Here is a 15,455-nt window from a genome sequence, read left to right as displayed (position 1 = left end):
GGCCGTTTCCGATCGATCGGGAGCGGCCGTAGGACTGTTCGACCACGAACGACGGTAGAGACATCCCGCTCCGGGTGTCGTCGCGGTCACGCAGTGCGGCAGCACTTCTGAGGTCGGCGTGTCCGGATTTCTCCGCGATACGCGGGGGTAACGTCCGCGAAACAACAGCCGCGCATGATCGGCATCGATTGCACGACCGCCGACTCGTACGAAAGAACGACATATGCAGCTGACTCCCGCCGACACCGAGAAACTCCTTCTGGCCGTCGCCGGCATGGTGGCGCGCGACCGGCGGGACCGCGGCGTCCGACTGAACTATCCCGAAGCCGTTGCCCTGTTGTCCACCTGGGTGATCGAACGGGCACGCGAAGGCGCCGCCGTCGCCGACCTCATGGTGAAGGGCCGCGAGGTCCTCGCCCGCGACGAGGTGATGGACGGCGTCGCCGAGATGTTGGCCGACGTGCAGGTCGAGGCCACTTTCCCGGACGGACGCAAACTCGTCACGATCCACCACCCGATTTCCTGAAAGGAGCCCCGACATGGCATCCGGACCGACTTCGGGACCCGGAGCGATTCGCGTCGCCGAGGGCTCCCTCACCCTCAACGCGGACCGCTCCGACGACGAGCGCATCACCCTCGTCTTCCTCAACACCGGGGATCGTCCCATCCAGATCGGCTCACACATCCACCTGCCGGACGCGAATGCGGCCCTCGAATTCGACCGCGAACGCGCGCAGGGCTTCCGCCTGGACATCCCGTCGGGGACCTCGCAGCGCTTCGAACCCGGCAGCAGCCGCGAGCTGGGTGCCGTCGCCCTGCGCGGACAACGCGTCGTACCCGGCATCCAGGTGCGGAAGCAGGAGGACTGAGAACGTGGAGATCACACGCGCCGAGTACGCGGCACTGTACGGACCGACGGTCGGTGACCAGGTGCGCCTGGGCGACACCGACCTGTGGATCCAGATCGAGGAGGACCGCACCTTCGGCGGCGAGGAAGCCGTCTTCGGTGGCGGCAAATCCATCCGCGAATCGATGGCCCAAGGTGTGACGACCCGAGCCGAGGGCGCTCCCGACACCGTGATCACGAACGTGATCGTGCTGGACTGGTGGGGCATCGTGCGCGCCGACGTCGGCATCCGCGATGGCCGCATCGTCGCCCTCGGTCGCGCCGGCAACCCCGACATCGCCGACGGAGTGCACCCGAAGCTGCAGATCGGCCCGTCCACCGACGTCATCTCCGGTGAAGGTCGCATCCTCACCGCGGGCGCCTTCGACTCGCACGTGCACCTGCTGTCGCCGTCGCAGATCGTCGAGGCGCTTGCCACCGGCATCACCACCATCGCCGGCGGTGGGACCGGTCCGTCCGAGGGATCGAAGGCCACCACCGTCACGCCGGGTCCGTGGCACCTGATGCAGATGCACCGCGCGCTCGACGTGCTGCCGGTGAACGTGCTGCTGCTCGGCAAGGGCAACACCGTCTCTGCGGAGGGGCTGCGCGAGCAGGCCCTCGCCGGTGCCGCCGGGTACAAGGTGCACGAGGACTGGGGCTCCACACCGGCCGCGATCGATGCGGCGTTGCGCGCGGCCGACGAGCACGGACTGCAGGTCGCGCTGCATTCGGACTCGCTCAACGAGGCGGGCTTCGTGGAGAGCACGCTCGCTGCGATCGGCGGACGCTCGATCCACGCCTTCCACGTCGAAGGCGCCGGCGGCGGGCACGCCCCGGACATCCTGAGCATTGCCGGATTGCCGCACATCATCCCGGGCTCGACCAACCCGACGTTGCCGCACACGATCAACACCGTCGACGAGCATCTCGACATGCTGATGGTCTGCCATCACCTCAACCCCGCCGTGCCGGAGGACCTCGCGTTCGCCGAGTCCCGGATCCGGGCCACCACCATCGCGGCCGAGGACATCCTGCACGACATGGGCGCCCTGTCGATCACCTCGTCCGACGCCCAGGCGATGGGCCGCATCGGTGAGGTCGTCACCCGCACCTGGCAGGTCGCGCACGTGATGAAGAACCGGCGCGGGGCGCTCGACGGCGGCATGCCCGCCGACAACGAACGGGCTCGTCGCTACGTCGCGAAGTACACGATCAACCCCGCGATCGCGCACGGCGTCGACCACGAACTCGGTTCGATCGAGGAGGGCAAGCTCGCCGACCTCGTGCTGTGGGATCCGAAGTTCTTCGGTATCCGGCCGTCGCTGGTCATCAAGGGCGGATCGATCGCCTGGGCCGCGCTCGGCGACCCCAACGCGTCGATCCCGACTCCGCAGCCGGTGCTGCAGCGACCGGCGTTCGGCGATGCGCTCGCCCCGCACACATCGGTGTCGTTCGTCTCCCCCGCCGCCCTCGACGAGGGCCTGGCAGAACGGCTCGGGTTGCGCCGCAGACTGCTGCCGCTGCGGCCGACCCGGCACATCGGCAAGGCCGACATGAAGCAGAACGACGTGTTGCCGCGCATCGAGATCCGTCCCGACACCTTCGACATCGACATCGACGGCGAGCGGGTCGTTCCGGCGCCCGCCACCGAACTGCCGCTCGCGCAGCTGTATTCGATGTTCTGATGTTGCCCGACACTCTGTCCCCCACCACGGTGCTGCTCCTCCTCGCGGACGGGCGCGCGCCGGTCGGCGGGAACGTCAACTCGGGTGGGCTCGAGCCCGCGCTCCAGGGTGGGATGTCACCGACCGAGGTGCGCCGCTTCCTCGTCGCACGGTTGCGCACCTCGGCGGCGGTCGAGGCCGGTGTCGCCGTGGTGACCCGGCACGCGGTGGACTCCGCCGCCGGAGCGGCCCTGGCGCTACGGATCGACGAGATCGAGGACCACTGGGCGGCGCGCACTCCGGGCCCGGCCCAACGCGATGCGTCCCGGTTGCTGGCCCGCGGTTATCTGCGACTGGCCCGGAACCTGTGGCCCTCCACTGTTCTCGACGATCTCGACGTCCGGACCCCGCGGCCGTCGCGGGGACTGGTGGTCGGGGCCATCGCAGCGCTCGCGCGCATTCCAGCGATCGACACCGCCCGACTGGTGCTGTACGAGGAGGCGCAGGCGATCGTCGCGGCCTTCCTCAAACTGCACCCCACCGACCCGGCCACCGGTTCGCGATGGGCGCTCGAGGCATGCGCTCATCTCGAACCGCTCATCGCCGAGCTGTCCGCTCTCACCGATCCGGCGGACATCCCGGCCACCGGTGGCCCCCAGACCGAACTGTGGGCCGAAGCCCACGCATCCGCTCCAGAAAGGCTGTTCCGTGCCTGAACACACCACCACCCGTTCGCTCCGTCTCGGCGTCGCCGGTCCCGTCGGCACGGGCAAGAGTTCGCTGATCGCGACGATCTGCCGCACCCTCGCGTCCGAGCTGCAGCTCGGCGTGATCACCAACGACATCTACACCGACGAGGACGCGCGCTTCCTCCGCTCGGCGGGCGTGCTCGATCCCGAGCGCATCCGCGCGGTGGAGACCGGTGCGTGCCCGCACACCGCGATCCGTGACGACGTGACCATGAACCTGCTGGCCGTCGAGGATCTCGAACGCGACTTCGCGCCGCTCGATGTCGTCCTGGTGGAGAGCGGCGGCGACAACCTCACCGCGACCTTCTCCCCCGCGCTCGTCGACGCGCAGATCTTCGTGCTCGATGTCGCGGGCGGTGGCGACGTCGCCCGCAAGGGCGGTCCCGGCATCAGCCGCGCCGACCTGCTCGTGGTGAACAAGACCGATCTCTCCCCCTATGTGGGTGTCGACGTGCCGCAGATGGTCGCCGACGCCGAGAAGGCCCGCGAGGGCGGACCGGTGCTGGCGCTGTCGCGGACCGACGCCTCATCCGTGCAGGCGCTCGGCGACTGGGTGCGCGAGATGCTGGCAGCCCACCGCGCCGGGTCGCACACCCCGGTCGATCCCGGTCCGATGGCTCCGCACTTCCACGCCGACGAGGACGACCACGACCACAGCCACGGGCACGGGCACGGGCACGGGCACGGGCACGATCACGCCGTCGCACACACGCACGACTGATCATGTCCCGCACCACGATCCGTATCGACCGCGCACCGGGCCGGGCACGCCTGACCCTGCGGGCGGGCATGCTCGTCCCCCGCACGGTCGAGGTCGGTCCGGACCACGCGCGGGTCGCCGTCGTCGCCGCCGGCGCGTTGTTGCTCGGTGGTGACGCGGTGACCGTCGACGTCCACGTCGACGTCGGGTGCACACTCGAACTGCAGGACATCGGGGGCACCGTCGCCTACGACGCCGACAACCGGCTGTCCCGGTGGGACGTGCGGATCACCGTCGCCGAGGGCGGCACCCTCGTCTGGGACACCTACCCGTTCGTGATCGCCACCGGCGCCCGCGTGCACCGCGACACCCGGATCGAACTCGCCTCCGACGCCGCCGCGAGCATGCGGGAGACCCTCGTCCTCGGGCGCCACGGAGAAAGCGGGGGTGCGATCCGCAGCCGTACCTCGGTCACTCTCGATCGTCGTCCCCTCTTCGTCGAGGAGTTGTACGCGCACGGCGCGTTCCCCGAGCCCGGGATCCTCGGTTCCGCCCGGGTGCACGACGTCATCGCAACCTACGGGCGACGCGCCGAGGGCGACGGCGTCGTCCAGCTCGAAGGGCCCGGCAACCTGCTGCGGTTCCTCGGTGCCTATACCCACTCCTCGCCGCTCGAGTCGACCTGGCGCTCCTGGCGCTCCGCACACGTTCACCCGTCCACCCTCGAAGGGAGTCTCACCCATGCACGTCCCTGACCATTTCCTCCCCATGAGCGCCACCGCGCCCGCCGCGGCGATCGCCACCGGTGCGGTCGTCCTCGCCGCCACCGCCGGGCGGCCGCGCATCACGACCCGGGACACCCTTCTCGCCGGAACGACCGCCGCAATGATCTTCGGTGCTCAGATGGTCAACTATCCCATCGCCGGCGGCATCAGCGGCCATCTCATCGGCGGCGCTCTCGCGACCGCGCTCCTCGGGCCCCGGCTCGCCCTTCTCGCGATGACCGCCGTGGTCGGCGTGCAGGCATTGCTGTTCGGGGACGGCGGGATCAACGCCCTCGGGGTGAACGTGCTGCTGATGGCGGTGCTGCCTGTCCTCGTCACCGCCGCCGTCCGTACCGGCGCCGAGCGACTCGGCCTCGGGAAGCTGACGCGGACCACCGCCGCCGTCGGCGCCGGTCTGTCCGTGCCGGTGAGTGCCGCGGTTCTCGGCGTCGCGTACTCGGTGACCGCCGGAACCGGCGCCGCAGCAGCGTTCATCGGCAATCTGACGGCGGTCCACCTCGCCATCGGTCTAGGTGAAGCTCTCATCACCGCCGCTGTGCTGAGCGCCGTGATGGCGTTCGCGCCCGGCGTCGCCGCGTGGGACGCACGGTCCTCCGTCACTCCTGTTGCCGTCCGACGTGGTCTCGCCGCGATCGGCGGTCTGGGCGTGGTCAGCGCCTGTGCGCTGGCGCTCGTCGCGTCCGGAAGCCCGGACGGTCTCGAGCACATCGTCGGTGCCTATTCGCTGCCGGTCGGTGACGCTGCCTTCGCCGGTCTTCCCGGCCTTGCGGATTATGGCACGCTCAGCGGCACCGAATTCCTTGCGGCACTGGCCGGACTCGCCGCCACCGCAGTGCTCGGCGCAGCCCTCGCCACGATGGGCCGCCGCATGCCGGTCCGCCAGGGCGCGTAACGGTCCTCCGGACCCCATCGAACGGTGCGGTCGCTGATGCGGCCGCACCGTTCTGCGTTCCACGACCGACACGAACCTCGACCGGTTGCAGCGCCGTGACCTGGGGTTTCCACCGCCGATCAGGAATCTCGGAAACTTTTTCGATTCGGCGGGAACCTTTCCGCCTCCCGGTCCCTCTTACCTGTGTCAGTCACCGAGACACCGAAAGAGGCACCGACCATGGCTACCAATTCCTTTCCCGGCAGCAGCTCCTCGAACTCCGACCGGGCCGCATCGCAGTCCACCGCAAGCGACCGCGCGGACTCGTCGTACGGCTCGCAGTCCTCCTACGACGGCAACTCCTCCTACGGTTCGTCTTCGGCCGACCAGTCGGGATCGACGAGCTACGAGTCCTACGAGCGTTACGAGCGGTACGACAGCTCCGGCTCCTCGAGCTCGGACTCGTCCTACGGCTCGGCGAGCAACTCGGGTGCGTCGAGCTCCGCCGGATCGGCCTCCTCGGCCTCCGATCGCACCGCCGCGGAGAACGCCGAGTCCACCTCGAGCGTGACGTCCGGATCCGCCTCCACCGAGCCGGTCGTGCTCGACGAGTACACCCTCGGTGACGGCACCCGCGTCGCCGACGTCGACGTGGACGGCGACGGTCAGGTCGACCTGTCGCTGGTGGACTACGACGGCGACGGCAGGACCGACGCGCAGATCAGCGACTCCGACGGCGACGGCAACGCCGACCTGATCGAGTTCGACCGCGACGGCGACGGCTACATCGACGCCGTCGCCGGTGATCTCGACGGTGACGGCCGCCTCGATCTGGCCGTCTTCGACGAGGACGGCGACGGTGAGGTCGACGTGGTGATCGACCTGCACTCCGGTGCGGTGGACTACGACGGCGACGGCATCGCCGACGACTACGTCGACGTCTCGGCCTTCGACAACGGTTCCGAGTCGACCGACGCCGGTTCCGATCTGGCCTGAGAACCACTCCGACCGATCCGAGACGAAGGGCAAGCAGGTGATGTCACCGCAGATCCGTGAGCGGATCGACGAACTGATCGCGGCGGCGGACGTCGCGGCGGACGGGCCCGAGCGCGCCGCCGCGACCGCACGACTCGCCGAGCTGGGGGTCGAACGTCTGGCCATCGAGCCCGGTACGCGGTTCGATCCGAGCCGTCACCGTGCGGTGGCGGTGACGCCGGCAACGGCACCGGCGGAGGAGAACCTGGTCGCCGCGATGATCCGGCCCGGCTGGTGTCACGAGGGGCAGATCCTGCGCTACGTCGAGGTGCGGGTGCAGGTTCCTCCGGCGCAGTGCCCGGCTCCGGGGGCGTCGTGACACCCGCCACCGGGCGACGACCGGTCGCCGCTATAGAGTCCGCGACGGTCATCGCACCGTCCATGCAGGTTTTGTGGGTTCGCATTCGAGAGGCACGATCGAGATGAGCTGGGTTCTGGCGGTCGATTTCGGCACGTCCAACACGTCGGCGGCACACCGGATCGGCCCGGACCGGGTCGAATCACTGCCGCTGACCCACACCTCCAACCTCATGCCGTCCTCGGTGTACGTCGACCACACCGGTGCGATCACCACCGGCGACGTGGCCATCAACCAGGCCACCGTGGACCCGGCCGGCTTCGTCGCCTACCCCAAGACCCACGTCGCGGTCGGATCGGTGATGGTCCGCGGCCAGGACGTCCCCGTCGCCCACACCATCGCCTCGGTCCTGCGCACCGTCTACAACCAGGCGTTGCCCCGGCACAACAACCATCCTCCGGCGGAGGTCGTGCTCACCCACCCCGAGGCCTGGTCCCAGCGCGAACTCGACGTGCTGCGGCACGCCGCGTCCCTGGCCGGTCTCGGCGGCAGCGTCTCGCTGATCTCCGAACCCCGCGCCGCGGCGTTCTACTACTCGCGCCAGCACGACGCGAAGATCGTCAAGGGCTCGACGATCGCGGTCTTCGACTTCGGTGGCGGCACCCTCGACATCGCCGTTCTCACCGCGACGAGCGAGTGGACCTTCGAGGTGATCCGGGCCGGCGGCGACAACACCCTCGGCGGCAAGAACCTCGATGCCACCGTCGCCCGGTGGGTCGACGAACGCCTGCGCGACGACGCCCCGGACCTGGCGGCGTGGTTGCACACCCCGGACGGACTCGACGCCCGACGCACCCTCGACGATCAGATCCGCCGCGCCAAGGAACTGCTCTCCGAGCACCCCTCGGCGACGATCCGGGTCACCGGCAACGGCGCGGACCTGACCTTCACCATCACCCGCGACGAGTTCGAGCAGCTCATCGAACCGCAGATCACCCGTGGCGTGCAGCTCGCCGCCCAGGTGCTGCGCGATGCCGGGGTGGACCGGTCGGGTCTGCAGGCGCTGTATCTGACCGGCGGCTCCTCCCGAATCCCGTACGTGCATCGGCGGCTGTCCGAACTCGGGTCCATCGCCACCCTCGACGACCCGAAGACCGTCGTGGCCAAGGGCGCGGCAGGGTTCGTCGCCGGCGGACGCACCACCGAACCCGCCGCCGACCGCGACACCGAGGTACTGCGGCCGGACACTCCCCGCCCCGCAACACCGCGACCCGGCGTTCCCCGTCCGGGTACCCCGGCGGCACAACCGGACTCGGCAACGACGCGCGACACGGAGCGGTCACGACCGTCTCGGCCCCTGCTCATCGCCGGAGGCGCCGTGCTGGCGGTGCTCGTCGCCGCCGGGGCGGTCTTCGGACTCACCCGTGGGGACGCGGACGACGGAGCGTCGGCCGGCGCCGCAGCCGCCCCCGCTGTGGCCGAGGACAGGTCGGACAGCGGAGCACCGCCTCCGGCGACGTCGGATTCGGTCTATCGCAGCGAGAGCACCGACGAGGTGGTGGAACTGCTGCCCACCAAGTTGCTCACCGGGTCGAGTTCGTGCGAGAAGTCCGGCTTCTCCTTGGAGGGTGCCATGCAGGTGCGGTGCCAGATCAGCCCCAATTCCAACCTCGGGAAGGCGCTGGGCATGGAGCCCACCGACTACGAATCCGTGTCGGCGTACCGGGACGATCAGTACGCACGCTCGAACTTCATCCGGCTCCGCGACGCCAAGAACGACAACACCAGGATCGTCTCGGCGGACGGCACGCGCATCGCCGACTACGACCACCCACCGGGCGGCAACTCGTACTTCACCGTCATCGACAAGTCCACCGGACTCGTCGCGCAGTTCTCGATGACGACGGAGCGCGGCGAGGCACTGCTCGCCGAACTCGGTTGGAACGCCTGAGCGCCCTCCGTCTCCCCTTTTCCATACCTTCCTCTTCAGGAGTCCTCTTCTCATGCACATCCCTCGAACCGGCCGTCTCGCCCTGGCCCTGGCGGCCGTCACCGTCGTCACCGTGGCCGGCTGCTCCTCCGACAGCGACGCCACCGTCGTCGACGAGACCACGACCGAACAGACCTCTGCCGGTGTAGATCTCGACTCGCTCGATACCGGTGACTACAACACCCAGCCGCGCGATTTCGTTGCGCTGGGCATGGCGGCCGAGGATTTCGGTCCGGCGGTGGAAGGCCAGCGACTCGCCGAGTTCGTCGTCCACCCGCACACCGTCGACCCGGCTCTCTCCGTCGGCGGATCGACCAACGGGGTGTTCCTCGGCGGCACGGGCAACATCTTCTCCGGCAGCGAGAACGAGATCCTGAAAGAGTTCTCGATCATCAACGCCTTCACCAGCTTCCGGAGCACCGACGACGACAGCCGCGAATTCGGTGTCAGTGTCTGGCGCTTCCCCACCACCGAGGACGCCTCCGGCGCCGCACAGGCCCTGTACGAGTACAAGCTCGCGCCCGCGGACGGCCCGTTCGCCACCGGTCCGGAAACCCCGATATCGCTGCCGGAGCTACCCGACACGCTGGCCACCACCCACTCCTGGCCGGAACTGGACACCATCTCCCTGAGCACGCTCACCACACGCGGCATGTTCGTCGTCTACACCTACAGCGGCGACGACAGCAGTGGGACCGAGTGGATCACCGATGCCGCGACCCGCGGCGTGCAGCGGCAGATCGAACTGCTCGACCGGTTCCCGGCCACCCCCACCGACGAGATCGCCTCGCTGCCGATCGATCTGGACAAGGTGATGGCCCGAGCCGTGGGATTCGTCGACAGCGAGTACTCGCGTAACTCCGACATGGCGGTCTACGGACCCGACGGCTGGTTGCACTACGACTCCGCTCCGGCCGACACCGGGGTGGTGTTCGAGCAGACCGGCACCGATCGTGTCGCGAAGGTCAACAGCGTCGTCTATCGCACCGCCGGCCCCGACGAGGCCGAGGTCCTGAAGGACGCGTTCGCAGCACACACGGCGGAGGCCTATCCGGACCTCGTCGAGGATCCCTCGCTGACGCAGGGACTTCCGAACACCACCTGCTGGTCGGGAGACGTCGCCGAGGGCCGAGCCGCCGCGTGCCTGATGACCTACGGCCGCTACATGGCCGAACTGTCCGGCTTCCGCTCGATCGGCAACGAGAACCCCGATTCCGACACCCTGCGCACCGTGCCACAGCGCGTCGCGACGCAGTACGTCAAGTTCGTCCGCGCCGAGGAAATGGGCCTGGGTGAGAACTGACCTCCCTCGCGGTCCGGTGAACGTCGGTGCGCGCCACCGATGACGGTCACCGGACCGCTGCGCGACGCGGCCGGGTAGGTTACTCCGCGTACAGATGGGGGTGCCATGAACGAGACCGAGTTGATCGAGCGGTGCCGGTCCGGCGACCGCGCCGCGTTCGCCGCACTGGTGGAACCGTCCCGCACCCAGGTGTGGGCGGTATGTGTGCAGATCACCGGCAACCGCCACGACGCCGAGGACGCCCTGCAGGACGCGTTGATCGCCGCCTGGCAGAACCTGGACAAATTCCGGGGCACCTCCCGCTTCGGTTCCTGGCTCTATCGCATCGCGAGCAATGCCGCGCTGGCGATCGTGCGCAAGCGCCGTGAGATCCCCGACGACGAGATCGACCTCGGTCGGACCTCCACGGTGCCGGGACCGGCCGATCGCGTCGTCGACACCGACGCGGTGCGTCACGCGCTTGCCCAACTCCCGGAACAGTTCCGCGTCGCGGTGGTGCTCCGCGAATACGCCCAGATGAGTTACGCCGAGATCGCCGAGCATCAGAACGTGCCGGTCGCGACGGTCAAGACCCGCATCAACCGGGGGCGAGCACAACTCGTCGAACTGCTCGATCCCACCCGCCTCGATCCCGCCGGTCTCGATCCCTGACCGGTAGATTGGGACGTGGCAGGAACATTCCGGGGCCCGCACGACTCCAACCTGACGACGACGGACAACGGGGGAAGAAGGAAGAGCCCATGACAAGCGATGAGACCGATCCGCTGCCCTCACTGGGGGAGCTGCTCGGTATCGATGTGCTCGCCGACCTACCGGAACTGCCCGATCAGGTCTGGGAGCGCGCGCTCGACATCGCCACCGACCCCGGCACTGCCGCGGTCGATATCTCGTTGGTCCCGGACGACGACGAGATCGTTCCGGAGACGGTCACCGTCGACTCTGTCGACCTCGATCCTGCCCTCGACCCCGATGCCGACCTCGACAGCGCAGGTGGAACCGACCCCGGCCTTGTCGACGACGACAACGGCGAGGCTTCATCCGACGACGAGGCAGCCTCGTTCGGCTTCACCGACAACGTCGACGAGCCCGATCTCGGCGCGTAACCCGCCGACCGGGTCAGTGTCCGCGGACGATCACCGTGTAAGCGTGCGCAAGCGCTGTCAGCGCCGTGTCCTCCGCCGCAGACCGCGTCGACACCGTCTGCGCCTGCACCGCGACAAGCTTCTGTTGCGCCATCGCTCGGATCTGCTCGGGTGACGCCGTCGACTCCAGCCCCAACGCCTCGGTGATCGTGCCGCCGCGCAGCACCTGGACCAGTTCGTCGACCGCTGGCACGCTCGGGTCGGCCTGCAGCAGAGATCGCAACGCCCGCAACAACTCCACCGGCACCAGCGCCGGGTCAGTGCGCAGCGCCGAGACGATCTGCCGGATGGCGTCGCGCGCCGGATGCGAATAGACGAGGGCGTCGAGTTCGGCGAGGATCCGGCCGGCGCGGTGCAGCACCGCGAAGCGACGCAACGACTGTTCGAGCACCGCTCGCAGCGGATGGACGCCGGACACCCCGGACAACCACTGGTTGACCTGGTGCGCCCCACCCGTTGCCTGCGCGCGGGCGTGCACGAGCCCGTACTCCCCGATCAGCTCCAGCAGTCGCCACACCTGGTCGCGTGGCACCGGCAGCGCGGCCGGATCGGCGTCGAGCAGATCGAACAGCTCCAACGGGACCAGTGGGTCGAGCGCCGCGAGCGCGCGGGCGTCGGCGTCGGTGAACGCACCGGTGTGGGAGGTCTGCGCGAGCAACCCGGCGACCGGCACCACCGTGCCGACCTGTCCCGCCAACCGCCGCGCGAGCACGTTCGCGTGTTCGGCGGCGTGTCCGAGCGGATCGCGGTTGCCGAGCACCCCACGGCCGAAACCGTCTGCGCGCGACAGCACTCCGAGTGTGTTCAGCGGAGTGAAGCCGAGGCGCTGCAGAAATTCGACCTCGTCGGTGCGCGGCATCGAGTCGAACAGGAACACCGCCGCGTCGGCGTCGACGGACGCCGAGCGGGTCTGCTCGAATCCGTCGATCAGGGCGCGCTCGGTTGCGGCGGCATTGGTGACAGTCAGTGTCGCCAGACCGGGGGTGTCGACGAGGGTGATGGTGCTCAGCGCATGGGAGGGCAGGTAGCGGTGCACGTACGCGACCTGCTCCGGCGGGACGCCGAGGTCGACGGTGGTGCCGAGTGCCAGCGGCACGGGTCGGCGGGTGCCATCGGTGGACACCACGTCGGCGCGGGAGGGCGCACCGTTCTCGTAGACGGTGACGACATTGGTGGCCTCGAGCGCCGCGGTCTCGGCGACCGGCGCCCCGATCAACGCGTTCACCAGGGTGGATTTGCCGGCCTTGAGCCGCCCGACGACGACGATACGCGGCGGCGACCACAGGATCGCGCCGATGCGGTTGGCGTGGGCGACGAGATCGCCGCTCAGCGCGGCGAGTTGGTGCAGGGCCGCGTCGATGCGCTGGTGCATCGGATCGGGCGCGGCTTGCGGTGGGGTATGCGGGGCACTCATGCGGCACCTCCCCTCAGAGCCGTCTCCATCGGGGTGATGCGGGCGCGGGTGATGCGCAGGTTCTTCTCCAGTCGTTCGATGTTCGCGGTGCGGGTCGCGGCGTCCGCCCGCGCGGCGCGCTTGGCCTCGTCGATACGCTTCTGCAACTCGGTGATCCGGTCCTGGAGGTGTTTGCGGCGACGCAGCACGATCTCCGGGCGGGTGGTGGCCATCGCGGCCTCGAGCATGCGGGTCGTGACGGTCCGCACGGTCGCGAGGGTCTCGCGCAGCCAGGTCAGCAGGTTCGTCTTGCCGGTGCGCATCGCCTTGAACCCGAGATTGATCGCCACCCAGGCGACGCCGGCGATGGCACCGGCCCCGATCACCGCGCCGAGCATGGTGGTGCCGATCATGCCCATCGTCAGCACGCTCGGATCCAGCAGCCCTTGGCGTTTCGAGCCCACCTCCCCGGTCACCAATGGATCGGTCTGCAGCGCCTCGAGGGTGATCTCGCGGATGTGCTCCCACTGCTGCGGGTCGTCGAAGAGGTCGGTGACGATCTTCTCGAGGTCGTCGAGGAAGACCTGCGCGGTGGTGGCCATCGCGTCGAGCAGGTCGGTCTGGATCTGGGCGGTGAACACCTGCGGGGAGCGCCGCAGCACCTGCATCGACGACTTGTTGATGCGTGTCGTCCAGTCCTCGCGCACGCGGGCGATCTCCTCGTCGAGGCGGGTGATCGCCCGTTGCCGTGCGAGGGTGAGGTCGCGCTGCAGGTGCTGTTCCCATTGCTGCGCCTCGTCCTCGAGGCCCTCGAGCCGTTCCATCTCGGCGGTCAGGTCCGGGGTCGCGGATTCGCCGTGGCGCACGACGGAGAGTTCGTCGCTGATTCCGGTTTCGATGCGTCGCAACCCGTCGAGGGCGACGCGCAGCGCGTCGGCTTCGGGGCGGTGCCGTGCGGCGGCGACCCGCTCGTCGAGCATCCCCCACAGTCCTGGGAGCCCGGAGCAGACGAGGCTGCGCTCGCGCACCGGGGAGAGCGGTAGCGCGGTCGCGGCCAGGGCACGCACGCTCGACACCGCGACGACGGGGATGTCGCGACCGACGTGTTCCGCGACGGCGCGGCGGTTCTCCGCGACGATCTGTTCCCAGCGGGTGAGGTTCTTGTCGGTCTTGGTGACCACGACCAGCACGTTCTCCACCCCGGCAGCGCTCTCGCGCAGGAACCGCATCTCCGGTTCTGTCAGCGGGGTCGACGCATCGCACACCAGCACGAGCACGGCGGCCCGATCGGCGGAGTGAGCGGCCATCGCGGCGTGCCGGGGGTCGAGGCCGCCGATGCCGGGAGTGTCGACGACCGACGCGTTCGAGAGCTTCTCGGACGCGATCGCCACGACCGCCGCGACCGGCAGCACCTCGACGGTCGGGTCCTGGACGTAGCGGCCACCGGTGGTGATCCACTCCCCCAGCTCGTCGCGGTCGATGCGCCGGCGCCCGTCGGGGAACACCAATTCGGCGGTGCCCTCCGGGAAATCGTCGGTGGCGGTGACGAAACGGGTTGCGACGGCGGTCGAGTGCTCGACGTCGTCGAGAGCGGCGCCGTCGCGGCCGATGAGAGCACTGACCAGCAGACTCTTGCCGCGCTTGATCTCCCCCACCACCACGATCGACGTCGGCCGGCCGGTGTCGGCCAGTTTGCGTTCGGCGCGGTCGGCGACCTCGTCGTGCTTGTAGGCGCGCAGCACCTTGCACGCGCCGTCGATCAGGTCGGTCACAGACGGATCAGGAGACACGCGACGACACTACATACCGGCCGGTACGGGGCCGTGCTCACTCCGGCGTTCGGACTCGTGGCCGCGTCCGCGATGATTCCCGGCTCCCGCCCCGGTCAACATTCGTGAACGGATCCGTCCGACTCCGGGAGATGTCATGACCCAGCAGACCACCCGCACCCTTCCTCCGATCGTCGACGAGCAGACATGGCGGTCGGCGCTCGACGACCTACGGCGACGGGAGAAGGCCGCCACTCGCGAACTAGACGCCATCGCAGCGCAGCGCCGCCGGCTGCCGATGGTCGAACTGCCCGACTACACGCTGGTCGGCGCCGACGGCCCGATCCGGCTCGTCGATGTGTTCCAGGGCCGCTCGCAGCTCATCACCTATCACCACATGTGGTCCGACGGTGCCGAATGGCAGTGCGGCGGATGCACGAGTCTCACGACGCAGTGGACCCGGCTCGGCATCCTCGACAACTACGACGCCCGCATGGTCATCGTCACCAACGGGCCGATCGACGAAGCCCTCGCCTACAAGGCGAAGGTGGGCAACACGATGGAGTGGTACTCGTCGTCGGAGAGTTCGTTCGGCGCCGACGTCGACGCACCTCCCGGTGGCGGGTTCGCGGTCAACGTGTTCCTGCGCGACGGCGACAAGGTCTACCGCACCTGGCACACCACCGGCCGCGGCACCGAACAGCTCAGCTACACCTTCGCGCTGATCGACCTTCTTCCGTGGGGCCGTCAGGAGAAATGGCAGGATTCGCCCGAGGGCTGGCCGCAGTCGCCGACCTATTCGGGGTGGCTCGATTCCCCGGACGTGGCGCGGCTCTACGGTCCCGGCACCGGCGCGCAGTGAAGGCC

Annotated in this window: 16 protein-coding genes; 14 read left to right on the top strand and 2 right to left on the bottom strand. The window is 69.2% G+C overall.

Annotation, left to right across the window (positions count from 1 at the left end; all coding sequences use genetic code 11):
• Positions 1-223 precede the first annotated feature (223 nt).
• From C6Y44_RS12885 to C6Y44_RS12825, 13 genes are all read left to right on the top strand, one after another.
• Positions 224-526, top strand: coding sequence for an urease subunit gamma (locus C6Y44_RS12885; RefSeq protein WP_120282630.1), 303 nt, complete (start codon positions 224-226; stop codon positions 524-526).
• A gap of 13 nt (positions 527-539) precedes the next feature.
• On the top strand, positions 540-869 hold the full coding sequence (ureB, locus tag C6Y44_RS12880) for an urease subunit beta (protein WP_120282629.1): 330 nt from the start codon (positions 540-542) through the stop codon (positions 867-869).
• Positions 870-873: 4 nt separating this feature from the next.
• Positions 874-2,574, top strand: coding sequence for an urease subunit alpha (locus C6Y44_RS12875; RefSeq protein ID WP_159418295.1), 1,701 nt, complete (start codon positions 874-876; stop codon positions 2,572-2,574).
• Positions 2,574-3,269 carry an urease accessory protein UreF gene (locus C6Y44_RS12870; protein ID WP_159418296.1) on the top strand — a complete coding sequence of 232 codons (696 nt, stop codon included), beginning with the start codon at positions 2,574-2,576 and terminating at the stop codon, positions 3,267-3,269. The genes C6Y44_RS12875 and C6Y44_RS12870 overlap by 1 nt, the downstream gene beginning before the upstream one ends.
• Positions 3,262-4,023 carry an urease accessory protein UreG gene (gene ureG, locus C6Y44_RS12865; protein WP_159418297.1) on the top strand — a complete coding sequence of 254 codons (762 nt, stop codon included), beginning with the start codon at positions 3,262-3,264 and terminating at the stop codon, positions 4,021-4,023. The genes C6Y44_RS12870 and ureG overlap by 8 nt, the downstream gene beginning before the upstream one ends.
• A gap of 2 nt (positions 4,024-4,025) precedes the next feature.
• Positions 4,026-4,757, top strand: coding sequence for an urease accessory protein UreD (locus tag C6Y44_RS12860; protein WP_159418298.1), 732 nt, complete (start codon positions 4,026-4,028; stop codon positions 4,755-4,757).
• Positions 4,744-5,679 carry an energy-coupling factor ABC transporter permease gene (locus tag C6Y44_RS12855; RefSeq protein WP_159418299.1) on the top strand — a complete coding sequence of 312 codons (936 nt, stop codon included), beginning with the start codon at positions 4,744-4,746 and terminating at the stop codon, positions 5,677-5,679. The genes C6Y44_RS12860 and C6Y44_RS12855 overlap by 14 nt, the downstream gene beginning before the upstream one ends.
• Before the next feature lie 219 nt (positions 5,680-5,898).
• Positions 5,899-6,654, top strand: a complete 756-nt coding sequence (locus tag C6Y44_RS12850) for an FG-GAP repeat domain-containing protein (protein WP_120282623.1) — start codon at positions 5,899-5,901, stop codon at positions 6,652-6,654.
• A gap of 40 nt (positions 6,655-6,694) precedes the next feature.
• On the top strand, positions 6,695-7,012 hold the full coding sequence (gene grpE, locus C6Y44_RS12845; protein ID WP_120282622.1) for a nucleotide exchange factor GrpE: 318 nt from the start codon (positions 6,695-6,697) through the stop codon (positions 7,010-7,012).
• Between the two features lie 103 nt (positions 7,013-7,115).
• A complete protein-coding gene (locus C6Y44_RS12840; protein ID WP_120282621.1) occupies positions 7,116-8,942 on the top strand; it encodes an Hsp70 family protein in 1,827 nt (608 codons plus the stop codon).
• A 52-nt stretch (positions 8,943-8,994) separates the two neighbouring features.
• Positions 8,995-10,284, top strand: a complete 1,290-nt coding sequence (locus tag C6Y44_RS12835) for a DUF7373 family lipoprotein (RefSeq protein ID WP_120282620.1) — start codon at positions 8,995-8,997, stop codon at positions 10,282-10,284.
• Positions 10,285-10,389: 105 nt separating this feature from the next.
• Positions 10,390-10,935 (top strand): RNA polymerase sigma factor, encoded by a 546-nt coding sequence (locus tag C6Y44_RS12830; RefSeq protein WP_159418300.1) that lies wholly within the window; start codon positions 10,390-10,392, stop codon positions 10,933-10,935.
• A gap of 89 nt (positions 10,936-11,024) precedes the next feature.
• Positions 11,025-11,387, top strand: a complete 363-nt coding sequence (locus C6Y44_RS12825; protein WP_159418301.1) for a hypothetical protein — start codon at positions 11,025-11,027, stop codon at positions 11,385-11,387.
• Between the two features lie 13 nt (positions 11,388-11,400).
• Here C6Y44_RS12825 and C6Y44_RS12820 read toward each other — a convergent pair whose 3' ends face one another.
• Positions 11,401-12,840 (bottom strand): GTPase, encoded by a 1,440-nt coding sequence (locus tag C6Y44_RS12820; protein ID WP_159418302.1) that lies wholly within the window; start codon positions 12,838-12,840, stop codon positions 11,401-11,403.
• Entirely contained in the window at positions 12,837-14,609 is a 1,773-nt protein-coding gene (locus tag C6Y44_RS12815; protein WP_225623546.1) for a dynamin family protein, read from the bottom strand. Before C6Y44_RS12815 ends, C6Y44_RS12820 begins: the two co-directional genes overlap by 4 nt.
• Positions 14,610-14,745: 136 nt before the next feature.
• On the opposite strand from C6Y44_RS12815, the gene C6Y44_RS12810 reads away from it, so the two are divergent.
• Complete coding sequence (locus C6Y44_RS12810) at positions 14,746-15,450, top strand: DUF899 domain-containing protein (RefSeq protein WP_159418304.1); 705 nt, start codon at positions 14,746-14,748, stop codon at positions 15,448-15,450.
• Positions 15,451-15,455 lie beyond the last annotated feature (5 nt).

Origin of the sequence: Rhodococcus rhodochrous (assembly GCF_014854695.1) — a bacterium.
Classification (GTDB): Bacteria; Actinomycetota; Actinomycetes; order Mycobacteriales; family Mycobacteriaceae; genus Rhodococcus.
Note: the sequence above shows the minus strand (reverse complement) of the source record. Positions and strands in the feature narration are given on the sequence as shown.